This is a genomic window from Amycolatopsis sp. NPDC031561, from assembly GCF_055580625.1.
Window position 1 is genome coordinate 19,411 of the sequence record NZ_JBVILA010000012.1, and the last position, 13,445, is coordinate 32,855.

Genomic DNA, 13,445 nt, shown 5'->3' on the forward strand with positions numbered 1-13,445 from the left:
GCGATGGGCAACTTCTTCCAGGAGCTGGCGAAGAAGCTCGCAGAACGCTGGGTCACGCTGCTGATGCTGCCCGGAGCGCTGTTCTTCGTCTTGGGCTGGCTCGGGCTCACCCTCGGCCACGATCACGCTCTGGACTGGGCTGTGATCGGCGATCGGTTCAGAGGCACCACCACTAGCCTGTCCCAGCTGTCCGGCGCGACGCAGGGCGTTCTCGTCGTGGCACTGCTGCTTGCGGCGACCGGGATCGGGCTGGCTGTGCAGGCACTCGCCGGAATTACCAGAACGATCTGGCTCGGCACCTGGCCGCGGCCTATCGCGCCGCTGCGGCGACGCCTTACCTCACGCCGTGAGAGGCGCTGGGTGCATCTCGTCACGGAACGTCAACGACTTCAGACCGCCTACCCCCAGGCCAGCCGGACGGCGGCTCAGCAAGACGAGCTCAACGCGGTCGCAGCCCGGCTGAACCACCTGGCCCTCGCCAGGCCCGGACGGCCGACGTGGATGGGCGACCGCATGCACAGTGTCGAGGTGATAGCGCACAATCGCTACAGGCTCGACCTGACCTTCGGGTGGCCTCGTCTGTGGCTGCTCCTCCCCGAACCGACCCGCACCGAGATCACCCAAGCCCACACCGCCTTCGCGGCGGCTGTTGCCACGGGCGCCTGGGCATGGCCCTACCTGCTGCTGACCGCGATCTGGTGGCCGTCAGCAGCCGTCGCGACCGCCCTCGGACTCGTCGGCTGGGCCCGGGGCCGCAGCGCCGTCAAAGATCTCGCCGCTCTGTCAGAGGCCACACTCGACCTTCACGGCCGCACCCTCGCCGTCGCACTCGGCGTTTCCTCCGCCGACACCGCGGGCCCGCTGACCACGACCGAAGGCGAACAGTTGACCGCCCTCTTCCGCAAAGGACGTTGAATGACATCCTTCGACGAGGTGGACCACGCTCTCCGGACACGCATCGAGAACCACCGGAGAACAGGCGACCACAACGAGATCACCGCCAATACCGCCGACGACTTGGCGGCACGACTCGCCGGCGCGGACCCGCCGACCACCGACGCCCACCTCCGCTCCCGGACCACCCTCGGCTGGTTCCACTTCGCCCGGTTCGCCCTGGATCCGACCGAGACGAACTACCTGGACCTGGTCCGGTCGGTACACTTCTTCGAGCAGATCGCTCAGGACACAGCAGGCCTGCCTGACGCGCTCAAGAACCTCGTCGGGTCCTCCGCGAAGCCGGACACGCAAGCGGAGTTCGCCACGGGCCTCATCAGATACGCCCTCGCTACGACCGAACCGGTGGTTCTCGACTTGGGGACACGCCTGCTCGACACCGCGCTGGCCGCGACCCCCGCCAAGCATCGTCACCGGGCTTCGCGTCTGAGCACGGGCGGGATCGCGCACCGCCTCGTTTTCGAACGGACCGGCGTCACCGCACACCTGGACAAAGCCCTGGCCCTTGGCGAAGCCGCCGTCGAGGACACCAGCCGGCGAGACGCCGACTGGCCCTTGCACCTGTCGAACCTGGGCACTTCACACCTGATCAGCCACAAATACCGGGCAGGCGCCGACGACCTCGACAACGCGGTCAAGGCGTTCCAGCGCGCCGCTGACGCGATCCCCACCAAGAAGCCAGAGCACGCCGTCATGCTGCCCAACCTGACCAGCGCATACTACGAGCGCTTCCTGCGGAGCGGTCATCGCAACGACCTAGACCAGGCAATCCTCCACGGACACACGGCAATCGACCGGCTGCCCGCAGGAGACGACCAGCTGCGAGCCCTGGCCATCTTGGCGAACTCGCTGCGCCTGCGCTTCCAGCAGGACGGCGACCCGCAGGCACTGGACGACGCCATTCGGTTCGGCCAGGAAGCCATCACGGGCCTGCGCGAGGACCAGCCGGAATACCGCATCGTGCTCGGGAACCTGGGAGGTTGCCTGCAGAACCGCTTCACCATCACCGGCAACCTGGCCGACCTCGACAGCGGCATCGAAGCCAGTGAGGCCGCCCTGGTACTGACCCCGGTCGGCACCGTCGATCGCGCGGTCGTGCTCACCAACCTGTGCGGCGGCTACGAGTCGCGGTTCACCCGGACCGGTGTGCACACCGACCTGGACCGGGCCATCGAACTGGGCGAAGAAGCCGTCGAATTGAGTCAGGTCGACAACCGCGAGCGAGCCGAGCGGATGTCCAACCTGGCCGACTGCTACCGCACACGGTTCGAACGAGCAGGCGTCAGGGAAGACCTGGACCGTGCGATCGACCTCGCCGAACGTGCCATCGGCATCGGAACGGATGATCAACCGGGACGAGCGGGCATGCTGTCGAACCTGGGCGCGTCGTACTTCATCCGGTTCGGCGTGCAGCAGCGACCCGCCGACCTCGAGCGGTCGATCGAACTCGGCACGGCGGCCATCGCCTGCGCCCCAGCGGGTCACCCGGACCGCCTCAACTACCTCTCGAACCTCGGCAGCGCACACCAATGCCCGACGGACATCTTCTCCACGACACCGCGGGACCATCACGTGAGCCACACGCCGACCTCGGCATCCCTGTCATCCTTGATGTCGTCCCCTTGGCCACTTATCTCATCGACCGCGGCGCCGTCCTGACCCGTGATCAGCTCGCCGTCGCGGTGTACCGGGTACCCGGCGACGACATGCCGATCCTGCTCGACGTCCTGCACCGGCACCGGCTCATCACCGACCACGACCTGAGCGGCTTCGTCGGGCTCGCCTGGGCGAACGCCAAACGACCCGATCTCGCACTCGGCCACGACCGCTGGCAGACACTGTTCACCGCCGCCGGATACACGCACGACGGACGCCGCGTCCCACGGCCCAACCGGCCGCTACGCCTGTACCGCGGATCGGTCGCCGACCGCCGGGCAGACTGGTCCTGGACCGACTCCCGCCAGGTCGCCCGCGTCTATGCCGCTGGCGGATTCGGCGGCCGCCTCCCCGGCGCCATCTGGACCGCGCTGGTCGAACCCGAACGCCTGCTGGCCCGCAACACCGATCGCGACGAGGCTGAATATGTCATCGACACCGCAGGCCTAACGATCAGCCCGGTTTCGGCCGGAGCTGTACTCATGGACCGCGCCACCTGAAGCCGTGTCGCACAACCACATCGCGTAGTCACGCGTGCCGGGTCACGTCCGGGGCTCACGTTTGACCAGACGGACTTGCTCGCCCTCCAGAAGCAGGGAATCGACCAGGTCATCGGTGACCTCGTCGTGCTCAACCGCCCGCACCGTCACAGTGATCGCGAAGTCGCGCAGGGCTTGCCGGAGCCGCCGAGGAACGGCGGCGAAATCCGCCGTCTCCTCGGCGTTGCCGCTGAGCACCACCAGCGCTTCCCTCGGCGCCTCAATCCCGGACACACTGGTGTCCACTATGGACGCCAACCCGGCTTCGCCGACCGCTTTCTTGGCCGATTCACGCAACGCCAGCGCGGCGAGATACTCGATGACCTGGTCACGACCGAAAGCAGGCATCGCTGCAGCCGCCACCGTCCTCGCGGAGCATCCCGTCACCAGGAAGTCATACGTCATCGCGTCGATCAAACTTCGCCGTACACCCACGAAGTTCGTTACCTCGACGGTCGCCTTCGTCGCCTTCGTCGCCTTCGTCGGCTTCTTCGGTTTCTCTGTCACATGGCCACCCTGCAGGTGTACTGAATCCCGGACGACCTGAATTCAGTACAGTGGCAGGCGGATCGCGCGCTCAAGCTCGGCTTGCGCGTCGTCGTCGTTGGTGCCGAGGAACGGCGGGTCCGGCTCCTGCGGCACCGAATCCGCCGCGACGAGCTCTCGATACCTCTCCAGCAGCTCCTCGCCTGTGCGATATCGGTACAGCCCACGGGGCTCGGTCAGCTGCAGCGTGAACACCAGATCCGGCCGGTCCGGCCACCACCGCAACCGGTACGGAGCGAACCCGGCCAGCGCCGACTCCTCACCCCGCAGGTCCCCGGCCCGCACATCGGCCGCCAGCCCGTCGCCGTCATGCCGGCGGCGCCCGCCGGGCGATGACAGGAACGGGCACACGATCGCCGAGTACACCATGCACACCTCGTGCCCAGGCGCCTCACGGGTCACGATCGGCTGCGCGAACTCCCCAGCCCGGCGCAGGACATACGCGACCCGCCTCGCCGTCGACGTCCCCACGGCATGCCACTCAGTCTCACCCTCACCCATCCGCCGTCCGCACACCGAACACCGCCGCTGCACCGCGCACAACAGCTGGCGACTGCCGGACGCCTCAGCCCACTTCGGAACACCTTCACTCCAATGCGTGATCGCCGGGACACGCACACCCCGGGGATCACGAGGGCGCGTCGTGACCGCCTGGGGAACCGGCACAGCTTCGATCCGCATACCCGCAATATAGCTACAGCGCACCACCTCGGCAGCTATTTACGTCAATTACCGGGCAACTTTGAAGACTTTCGCGCCCGCATTAGCCATGACACTGCTCTCAAGCTGAGAAAAGTCCAATAGATGTTTACAGGTAAGCTTACGTGTAAGAACTCTGACTCTGAGTCAGAACAATGTTCCTGAGCGCGAAGCAGTGCCTGAACTGCTGTTACGAAGATGAGCACAAGCATTTTCTGAATTGCGTGACTCGTTGACCCCACCGAAGCCTCCTCTGGCCACCTTCGCTAGAGTTCACCGTCATCGGCACATGCCGAGTGAGTTGTGCGGATTCGATCTCCATCACGGCTGGTTCCGGGGGAATCAGTCCGTCCGGCCTGATTCTCGTGAATGCAGAGCCGGACCGAAAGGAGCACGATGCAGCAGGGCTCGGAGGAGGAAGACGTGGAGCGCCGCGAGAAAGATCAGCGGCGTTACCCCACCAGGTGGGAGAAACTCACCCGGTGGGGCACCGTTTTCGTCCTGGTAAATCAGCTGGTGGATCTCAGTGACACGCTGATCCGGCTGATGTACCGCTGAGGTCGGGTGGCCAGTCGTACCAGGGCTGACCACCTGACAAGATCACCCAAAAGGGTTTCCTGTTTTGCTGTTTTGACGCCCAGCAATTCCGAGACTAGTCCACCCTGCGTTCACGCCAGTACAGGCCCTGCCGAAAGTGAACGCGTGATGGCCCTCGAGCCGCCGGATGGCGTATCGAGGCCTGGGACGTTGTCAGGACACCGCATGTCCGTGGCTGCCGTCGGACGTTGTCGGCCGGGTCACCGGTTGGCCTTAGGGTGGAAACCTGCTGGCGCCGGAGTAAAGGGTCCAGCGTCATCACTTCGACCGCAGCAGCGTGTCGGCAAGCCGCTGGCCCACGGCGATGCCGACGCCAGTGGCCAGCGCGGTCAGTAGCCGCCCGGCCAGCCGAGGCCCTTCCCTGCACAGTGCTGCCGATGCCGGTGCTGCCCTGGCCGGACCGACCAGCTCGATCGGAGCGAGTTCGGGCTGTGCCTGGTCGGCGATGTTGTCGGCAGGCGACGCGCCGGTGGGCCGGGGCACGCGGTGCAAGTCCCCGGCGACGTCGGCGAGCTTGGCGGCCACGGGCTGGCCATCCCAGACCAGCAGTTCGACGCGGCCCAGGGCGGCGAGTTCGGCGAATCGGCCGTCGGCGCTGCCGACGAGGAAGATCCGCCCGCCTTCGGCGTGGACATGGCGGGCGTGCGTGAGCAGCGCCAACTCCGCGGCATCCGGACCGGGCGACACCCGCAGCGGCGCGATCCGCAGCTCGGCCAGCACCGACGCGACCGGGTCGGCTTCGTCACCGTCGGCCAGGGCGTAGGCGGCTACCACGTGGTGGACTGCGCCGGCGGCAACGAGCAGTGCCTTTAACCGGGCCCGCAACGGCCGGGGCCGCAGGAGCACCGTGCCGAGGTTTTCCAGGTCCACCAGGAAACCGACGACACGGCCAAGGAACGCGCGATTGGCGCGGGCGATCTCGATGATCTCCGGCCGGATCGCCAGCGCTCGGCGTGCGGCGGCGCGATCGACCGGGCGGTGGTCGCTGCCGCCGAGGTAGTAGTCATACATCCGGGCGATGCTCGGCAGCTCCTCGGCGTCGTCCGGTGTGGCCACCCCGTCCCCTGTCTCCCGGTGTCTCGATCGTGTCACCGGCAGCCACGTTACAGTCCCGCCGGTCTCGATCCCATCCCCGACAACAGGTGGCGTCCATGTCCTCCCGCACGGTCAGCGCGCTGCGCCAGCAGAAGATCGACCACTGGTTCGACGCCTTCGACACCACCGGCGACCAGACCTTGGAACGCGCCGACTTCGTCCTGCTCGCTGATCGCTACGCCACCACCTGCGGCCTGCCCGCAGGCGATCCCGCGCAGCAGCGCATCCTGGCGGTGATGCTCGGCCTGTGGGACGGCCAGTTCCCCGACGGCACCGGCCACACCGCGTGCCTGGGCAAACAAGACTGGGTCGCGGCCGTCCTGGACGCGATCGACACCGATCCCGACGGCTACCGGTGGACGCTGGGGCTCATCGCCGACACCTTCTTCGATGCCTGCGACTCCGACGGCAGCGGCGCACTCAACCGCGACGAGCACGCGCCTCTCCTCATCGCCGCGACCGGCTGCACACCGGAGCAGGCCCACCGCGCGTTCGACCTCATGGACACCAACGGCGACGGCGTCCTCTCCCGCGCCGAAGTGTGCCAAGCGTTCGAAGACTTCGTCCTGAGCCAAGACCCCCACGCACCCGGCAACTGGTTCTTCGGCCCCTTCACCTGAGCGCCACCCGCACCGCGAGTCGGACCCGGCCTTGAGACTGGCTCGCTAGACGCCTGCCGCTGCTGCTCGTCCCCCACTCTTTGTCGTGGGATCAGGGACTCACCCGAAGTAATGGACCGGACCGTAATGGAACGCCGTCCACCGTGGATGTCCTACCGTGCTTCGAAAATGGTGCCCCCTCGTCCGGCGCGGCATCACGCCGACGGACAAACCCACCCGGCCCCACCCGTCTCAGCGGGGCGGGGCGGGCGTACGAAAACCAGCCTGGCAGCCCCGGGACCCCACGGAGGCCAGCCACCGGGCCACTCACCCGTTGCAGCTGGACATCGGGCCCGTCCGGCGCCCACCGCTGGGCCGACCGGGACCGGACAACCAGTCCGCACCGCGCGATGTCACCCGACCGGCCCCTGAAACAAGCAGTGCCGCGACTGGCGCTTCCTGGCCCGGGGCTAGAACCAGCGCACCGGCGTGGCTGCCGGACCAAACCTGGTCGCTGCCCTATGACCAGGTCCGTCAGCACCGGCAGGGCTGCGGTCCCTTCGTGGACCGGCATCCGCCCAGTGCCGCGTAGACGTCGCCGGCGAAAGCGAGTTCCTCTATGAAGGCCTGTTCGCCTGCCGCGCGGCCGCTTCCCAGCTACCGCCGGGATCCCGGCGACGGCCTGATGCCTGCACGGCCGCGGTGCCGGTGGGCCGAGCAGCCCGACGTGAGTCCAGAACCCGCTCGCGCTGAACTGTCCCTCGGTCTTGTCCGGAAGTCCGGACGTCGCCCGCGCGGCCTGGCGCTGGAGCGGATCAGTCGCCTGAAAGCGTGGTTTCTCCCCGCTCGCGCCAGGCAACTCCGCGGGAAGGATCCCCGTGGCCCGGGATTCGCAGGGTCGGCGGCGTGTACACCTCTCCCAGATTCACGCCGCCGGCCACGTGGCCGGTTCCCCGGTGTCAGCGCAGCAGGGGAGCCGGCCACTTCCACACTCGCTCGGCGGCTCGCCCAGGCAGCGTCCTGAATGGACAGTGAAACACGGTGGGCGAAAGTCAGGGCCCGGTGGCCAGTTTCCGGCCAAGGTGCCGTGCGGAAGAATTCAGGGGTGAGTGCGTCCAGCGAACCGGCCGACCTGCAGGCCGTGATCGATCACCTCCACACCGCGCTGGCCTCGCAGCCGGTGATCGAGCAGGCCAAAGGGATGATCATGATGCTCCGGGACTGGAACGCCGACCAAGCGTTCGCCGCGCTGCGCGAGGTCTCCCAGCACGCCAACGTCAAACTCCACCACGTCGCGGCCGTGGTCGTCGCCTCCGGCACCAGTGCCGAGTCCTCCGGCGTCACCGAGAACGTCGCGCGGCGGGTGCGGCACGAAGTCCAGCGGCGGATCCTCGGAGCCGGATTCGGCGACTAGCAGCCCCGGCCGGGGCGCCGGGAAGATTGTGCGCCCCGCCAGCCCGCTGCTGGACTAACGGGGCCCGGACCGTCTACCCCATACGACAAACGATCCGCTCTTCCGGTTTCCACCCTCCGCTCGGCGCAAACCTCCAGCGACGGGGTGAACGTGATCATGAGTGGCGGGCAACGCTGCCTCGGCTACCGTCAACAGTTGTCACGAGCCGTAGCGGGCTGTGTGTCCCGCAGAGGAGGTCGACATGAGCACGGAAGAGCACAGCGCGATGGCCGAGCGGGCCGCCGCGGCCGGCGGGAACGCGTTCGAGGTGAGCGTGACCCGCCTCGGCGATGGGCGCGTGGTCGTCGACGTCGCCGGCGAGCTGGACATGGCGACCACGCCACGCTTGACGAACGCAGTGGCGGCGGAGCCCGGGCCGGACACCACCTGCCTGGTGGTGGACCTGTCCAAGGTCACGTTCCTCGCCACGGCCGGGATCACCCAGCTGGTCGCGCTCCACACCCGTGCGGTCGGGGCGAACGTGCCGCTGCTCCTGGTTCCCGGTCCCAGGATCGTGTGGCGGCCGCTGGAACTCATGGGCCTGCTGGACCTGTTCATCGTGCATCCCAACCGGGCCGCCGCCCTCAACGCCGCGCCCATCAATCCCCGGCGCTCAACGGACGCGGGGTGACTGCGGAGCCCCTGGTCTATCCGGGGATCCGGATCTCGCTTGGCTCCCACCTGGCCCGCGCCCGCCGACTGCTGCGCGGCCTTGCCGCCGCCGTCCTGGTCACCCTCGTCGCCGGTACCGCGATGGGCGTTTCCACGATCCGTCTCGGATCGGACGGCTCGGGCTCAGGGGGTTAGGGACGTTCGCATCGCACCGCCTCTCCACATCAACACTCAGACCACGCGGGCCGGCACAAGGGAACCGGCGACCCGATATGCCGCCTCCTTGGCGCCGTCGCCCTTGTTATCTCCACATCAGGTAGGGGGTCGTGTTCACGCGATAGCAGCCCGATACCGGCGAGCAACATACGACGAGCAACCCCATTAGGGTCATATGCGTGCCGGTCAGGGGCTCCCGGCACCCACTCGATAGGGGTGAATGCCGACAATACTTACGCCCGTGTCAGTAGATTTGACTTTCGCGGGACCAAGACGCGTTCGGCACTGTCCCCTATATCCGACGCCTTCGCCAATCAAGGAGAACGTATGCTCAAGAAGATCGGCATCGTCGCGGCCGCCATCGCAGCTGGTGCCCTACTGGGTGGCGGCGTCGCTTCCGCCGACACCCCGGGCGGGCATAACCACGGCTCGGACCACAGCGGCCAGGTCGGACTGCTCAATCTGAACAACCTGGACGTCTTGCACAACGTCAACGCGACCCTGGGGGTCTGCGACAACGCCGTCAACGTGCTCGGCGTCCAGGTGCCCGTCAAAAACTCGCTTAATGGTATCGGTATCCCGATCCTGTCCCCGGGCCAGCACCACGCGAGCAGCCAATCGCCCCAGAACTGCGCGGCCGGCGGCATCGTCAGCGGCGGCTCCATCCAGGACAACTGATTTCCGCGTGCTGACTGAATCGTGATTACCGCGTAACCATTTGCACGAGATCAGCAGCAGGTGCCACTGCTGCCGATAAGCACCTGCCGAAACGCGAAAATAGCAATTTCACTTGGCCTTCGCGTTCCGACCAGGCCCCTGATGATCTCGTGCCAGTGCGGGTGGGATCGGCGATGCATCGACGCATTACGTCGATCCCACCCACACCTCACAGGGCACAGGCCGTCTGTACAACTGACAAGCCACAACCAACTGAACGATCTCTCTCACACACACTGGCGCTGCCGAACTGAGGGGCCCGGGCGTTTTCCGGACAGCTGCCAAGTTGCTTATTTTAAGCTGCGAGCTGTTGGTTCAAGTACTCGGCGTGGGCGTCGTCTGGCGTTTTGTACCCGAGCGCCGAGTGGAGACGTGGGCTATTGTAGCGTAATTCAATGTAGCGTGCAATATCCGCTGTCGCATGCTGGCGTGCGGGATAAATGGTGCGATGGAAAAGCTCATTCTTCAGGGTCGCGAAGAACAATTCGGCCATGCTGTTGTCGTAGCAGATTCCTGTGCGTCCGACCGATTGTCGGATCGTGAGCGATTTCAGCGTCTTGCCGAATTGTGCTGATGTGTAATTGCTGCCGAGATCAGAGTGGAAGATCGCGTCCGGGGTGAGAGCGTAGTTTTGTGCGGCCCTGCGGATCGCGTTTTTGATGAGTGGGGTTTTCTAGCTGTCGTCCATTGCCCATCCGACGACCGCTTTGGTGTGACAGTCAATGACCGTGGCGAGATAAACCCAGCCTTCCCACGTCGGCACGTAGATGATATCGCCAACCATTTTCTCGCCGGGCGCGTCCGCGGTGAAGTCCCGTGCCACGAGGTCGGGGGACCTGTCGGGCGGCCGGATCGGCGTCGGTCAGGCTGTGCCGCCACGGACGTGGCCGGCAGGGCATCAAGCCCAGCTCGCGCATGATGCCGCGGATCAGTTCGGGTGTGCGGAACTCGCCCTGGCGGGCCAGCTTGGCGTGTACGCGCCGGCGACCATAGGTCTCGCCAGACGCCTCGAAGATCGCCGTTACGAGCATCGTGAGGCCGGCCCGCCCCCGAGTCCGGCCGCTCACGCCATTCGTAATATCCCGAGGTTGATACGCCAAGCCAGGCGCACATGTTGATGACGGTGTGTTTCTTCTCGTCCTGCTCGGTGGCATCCTTCTCCGCGTCGATGAACTCGTACTTGTCGCTCACCGATATTCGCTCGCGAAGAAGGCAGCGGCTTTTCCCAAGAATTCTTTCTCGAGCCGCAGCTCGCGGACTTCTTTCTCCAGCTCACGTAGCCGCGCCCGCTCTGGCACCGTCAAGGGCGGCTCATCCGCGGCATGAGTTTTTCCGGTGGTCGTTGACCCAGTTACGGAGCGTCTGCTCGGTGAGACCCAACTCCCGCGCGACCGACGCCGTCGACCGAGACGACTCCACCACCATTTTTGCCGCCTCCTCCTTGAACGCAGGAGTAAACGACCGACGTTTCCTTGACACGAAAACCCTCTCTTCCGAATGAAAACCCTAGCGGGTTCGCTATCCGGAAGATCCGGGGCCCCTCAGCGTCATCTGGTACTCGCAAGCCACAGGAGATATTCGGCCCGGGTTGAAGGCATCATGACCACCTAGTCGCAATGTTGATTCAGAATCAGGAACAGCGCGAATGGTGGGCGGATGCCCGGGGAGACCGAAGGATGGGCCGCTTTCGCGAACGGTGCGTCAACCTGACCTTGAGCACTCCCGCGCCGCCTGTGGATTTTGTGTGGAGGAGCCCACCTTTCTTGACGACAAGATTTTGATCAGTGCGTCGCACGGTATGGCGCCAAAGCTGATCTAGGGCCTGTATCGAAGTCGTTGCGGGCGGGGTTGAGGTGGAAGTTGGTGTTGTTGGGCGTGTCGGTGGTCGACATGGGTGAGGTCTCCGGTAGTTGGTTCGTCGACCAAGAAGAACCTGAACACCACTGGAGACCTCGTGGACACCTTAGCGGTGACGAGGCGGTTCGACCTGACCGACGAGCAGTGGGCAACGCTGGAGCCGTTGCTGCCTGAACCGTCACGGCCGGGTCGCCCGTCGTTGTGGAGCAAGCGGCAGTTGATCGACGGGATCCGGTGGCGGGTGCGTACCGGTGCGCCGTGGCGGGACATGCCCGAAGGGTATGGATCCTGGGCGGCAGTTTATGGACTGTTCCGGCGCTGGCAACGCGCTGGTGTCTGGCAGCGGATCCTGACCGTGTTGCAGGCGCTGGCCGAGACGGCCGGGCGGATCACGTGGGACGTCAGCGTGGACTCCACGATCGCCCGGGCGCACCAGCATGCCGCGGGTGCGCGGAAAAGGGGGATCTGCAGGCCGAGCCGCCGGGCGGGGTCACCACCGAACCTGATGATCATGCGTTGGGGCGGTCACGGGGCGGACTGACCACGAAGCTGCATCTGGGGTGTGAGCAGGGGCAGAAGCCGTTGTCGATCGTGCTGACCGCCGGACAGCGGAATGACAGCCCGCAGTTCATTCCGGTCCTGGCCGGGATTCGGGTGCCTCGGCCAGCCGGTGGCCGGCCGCGCACGCGTCCTGATCGGGTGTTGGCGGATAAGGCCTACACCTCGAAAGCCAACCGAGCGCACCTGCGCGGTCGCGGGATCAAAGCGACTATCCCGAGCAAGGCCGATCAGGACGCGCACCGCAAGGCGAAGGGGGCGAAGGGCGGGCGGCCACCGGCTTTCGACCCCGAGATCTACACACAGCGCCACGCCGTGGAATGCGGCATCAACCGGCTCAAACGCCACCGCGCCGTGGCCACCCGCTACGACAAACTCGCCGTCCGCTACGAAGCCACGGTCCAACTCGCCGCGATCAACGAATGGCTCTAACCGACTTCGATACAGGCCCTAGGGCGTGTTTCATAAGCCATGTTCGCGGTCTTCGCGCCCAGGTGGCCCCTGACGGCACGGGCGGACGCGGCCGAGTACGACCCGGTACGAGGCCGATCCGCCCGCACCGTCAGGAACCACCTGGATCACGAAGCCCATCGAACAGACTTATGAAACACGCCCTAGCTCCCTTTCGGCTCGGGGCACCACGCCTTGGCTCATACGCTCTTGGCTGTCCGCGGATCCGTGGTTGGATCGATCACATGTCCGCCATCATCGTCGCCGTGATCGCAGCCGTCGCCTCCGTCGCCGCCGCGGTGGTCGCCGGGATGTTCGCGTCGGCATCGCGTCGTTACGAAGCCCGTGCGCAACGTGTGGATCAGGCCAGGGAACGGATTTCGGAACCGAAACGCACCATGTACGAACCCGTCGTCGACATGCTGGACCGCATGTTCACCAGCGACGACGTGCCCACCGAGGAGGAACTGAAACACAAGCGCCGTTTCGACACCTGGGTGAACGTGTACGGCTCCGACGGCATCGTCCGGGCGTACTCCCGCCTCATGCAGGCCCTGCCCCTCGGCCCTCCCGCCGACATCCAGTTCCGGCTCTACGCGGACTTCCTGATCGAGGTCCGCAAGGACATCGGCGATCAGGACAGCACGGTCGACCGGATGCAGATCCTCGGCCCGCGGTCGGCGCATCTCTCCGATCGCCGAAGCCTGACCGACTCCGACATCGACACGGTCTGCAAACGCCTCGGCTGGACCCCGCCTTGGCGCACCGGCAAGTGAGCCGTCAACGTAGGCGTCGATCTTGGCCTGCTGCGATGCCGACCTGCTCCGATGCCGGGCAATGCGCAGTCTGGTAACTCGTTTCGGACGGATCGGCGCCAGTCCCGGCACCGCCTGTGCG

General features: G+C 66.1%; 14 protein-coding genes and 1 pseudogene. 11 read left to right on the top strand and 4 right to left on the bottom strand.

Annotated elements, in window-relative coordinates:
- Nucleotides 1-3 precede the first annotated feature (3 nt).
- The 3 genes from ACZ5IK_RS23370 to ACZ5IK_RS23380 are packed head-to-tail and all read left to right on the top strand — an operon-like array spanning nucleotide 4 to nucleotide 3,110.
- Nucleotides 4-915 carry a hypothetical protein gene (locus ACZ5IK_RS23370; RefSeq protein WP_465489582.1) on the top strand — a complete coding sequence of 304 codons (912 nt, stop codon included), beginning with the start codon at nucleotides 4-6 and terminating at the stop codon, nucleotides 913-915.
- Entirely contained in the window at nucleotides 916-2,613 is a 1,698-nt protein-coding gene (locus ACZ5IK_RS23375) for a tetratricopeptide repeat protein (protein ID WP_465489583.1), read from the top strand.
- Entirely contained in the window at nucleotides 2,577-3,110 is a 534-nt protein-coding gene (locus ACZ5IK_RS23380; RefSeq protein WP_465489584.1) for a hypothetical protein, read from the top strand. The genes ACZ5IK_RS23375 and ACZ5IK_RS23380 overlap by 37 nt, the downstream gene beginning before the upstream one ends.
- A 42-nt stretch (nucleotides 3,111-3,152) precedes the next feature.
- Here the strand turns inward: ACZ5IK_RS23380 and ACZ5IK_RS23385 are convergent, their stop codons facing one another.
- Nucleotides 3,153-3,656, bottom strand: coding sequence for a hypothetical protein (locus ACZ5IK_RS23385; RefSeq protein WP_465489585.1), 504 nt, complete (start codon nucleotides 3,654-3,656; stop codon nucleotides 3,153-3,155).
- A 42-nt stretch (nucleotides 3,657-3,698) separates the two neighbouring features.
- A complete protein-coding gene (locus ACZ5IK_RS23390) occupies nucleotides 3,699-4,376 on the bottom strand; it encodes a hypothetical protein (protein ID WP_465489586.1) in 678 nt (225 codons plus the stop codon).
- Between the two features lie 414 nt (nucleotides 4,377-4,790).
- On the opposite strand from ACZ5IK_RS23390, the gene ACZ5IK_RS23395 reads away from it, so the two are divergent.
- Nucleotides 4,791-4,952: a hypothetical protein gene (locus ACZ5IK_RS23395; RefSeq protein ID WP_465489587.1), complete on the top strand. Its 162-nt coding sequence runs from the start codon at nucleotides 4,791-4,793 to the stop codon at nucleotides 4,950-4,952.
- Nucleotides 4,953-5,249: 297 nt separating this feature from the next.
- Here the strand turns inward: ACZ5IK_RS23395 and ACZ5IK_RS23400 are convergent, their stop codons facing one another.
- Complete coding sequence (locus ACZ5IK_RS23400) at nucleotides 5,250-6,047, bottom strand: SAM-dependent methyltransferase (RefSeq protein ID WP_465489588.1); 798 nt, start codon at nucleotides 6,045-6,047, stop codon at nucleotides 5,250-5,252.
- Between the two features lie 95 nt (nucleotides 6,048-6,142).
- Here ACZ5IK_RS23400 and ACZ5IK_RS23405 point away from each other — a divergent pair, with 95 nt between their 5' ends.
- The 5 genes from ACZ5IK_RS23405 (at nucleotide 6,143) to ACZ5IK_RS23425 (ending at nucleotide 9,644) form a co-directional block, all read left to right on the top strand.
- Nucleotides 6,143-6,706 (top strand): EF-hand domain-containing protein, encoded by a 564-nt coding sequence (locus tag ACZ5IK_RS23405; protein ID WP_465489589.1) that lies wholly within the window; start codon nucleotides 6,143-6,145, stop codon nucleotides 6,704-6,706.
- A 1,084-nt stretch (nucleotides 6,707-7,790) separates the two neighbouring features.
- Complete coding sequence (locus ACZ5IK_RS23410) at nucleotides 7,791-8,099, top strand: ANTAR domain-containing protein (RefSeq protein ID WP_465489590.1); 309 nt, start codon at nucleotides 7,791-7,793, stop codon at nucleotides 8,097-8,099.
- Nucleotides 8,100-8,340: 241 nt separating this feature from the next.
- Nucleotides 8,341-8,769 carry an STAS domain-containing protein gene (locus tag ACZ5IK_RS23415; protein WP_465489591.1) on the top strand — a complete coding sequence of 143 codons (429 nt, stop codon included), beginning with the start codon at nucleotides 8,341-8,343 and terminating at the stop codon, nucleotides 8,767-8,769.
- Nucleotides 8,766-8,945 carry a hypothetical protein gene (locus ACZ5IK_RS23420; protein WP_465489592.1) on the top strand — a complete coding sequence of 60 codons (180 nt, stop codon included), beginning with the start codon at nucleotides 8,766-8,768 and terminating at the stop codon, nucleotides 8,943-8,945. The genes ACZ5IK_RS23415 and ACZ5IK_RS23420 overlap by 4 nt, the downstream gene beginning before the upstream one ends.
- 348 nt (nucleotides 8,946-9,293) lie before the next feature.
- Nucleotides 9,294-9,644: a hypothetical protein gene (locus tag ACZ5IK_RS23425; protein WP_465489593.1), complete on the top strand. Its 351-nt coding sequence runs from the start codon at nucleotides 9,294-9,296 to the stop codon at nucleotides 9,642-9,644.
- 334 nt (nucleotides 9,645-9,978) lie between these two features.
- Here the strand turns inward: ACZ5IK_RS23425 and ACZ5IK_RS23430 are convergent.
- Nucleotides 9,979-11,162 (bottom strand): annotated as a pseudogene (locus tag ACZ5IK_RS23430) (IS3 family transposase).
- 490 nt (nucleotides 11,163-11,652) lie between these two features.
- On the opposite strand from ACZ5IK_RS23430, the gene ACZ5IK_RS23435 reads away from it, so the two are divergent.
- A protein-coding gene (locus ACZ5IK_RS23435) for an IS5 family transposase (protein ID WP_465489767.1) occupies nucleotides 11,653-12,530 on the top strand; the annotation gives its coding sequence in 2 pieces (ribosomal slippage) (nucleotides 11,653-12,043 and nucleotides 12,043-12,530; 879 coding nt in all).
- 263 nt (nucleotides 12,531-12,793) lie between these two features.
- On the top strand, nucleotides 12,794-13,324 hold the full coding sequence (locus ACZ5IK_RS23440) for a hypothetical protein (RefSeq protein WP_465489594.1): 531 nt from the start codon (nucleotides 12,794-12,796) through the stop codon (nucleotides 13,322-13,324).
- The last annotated feature ends 121 nt before the right edge of the window (nucleotides 13,325-13,445 follow it).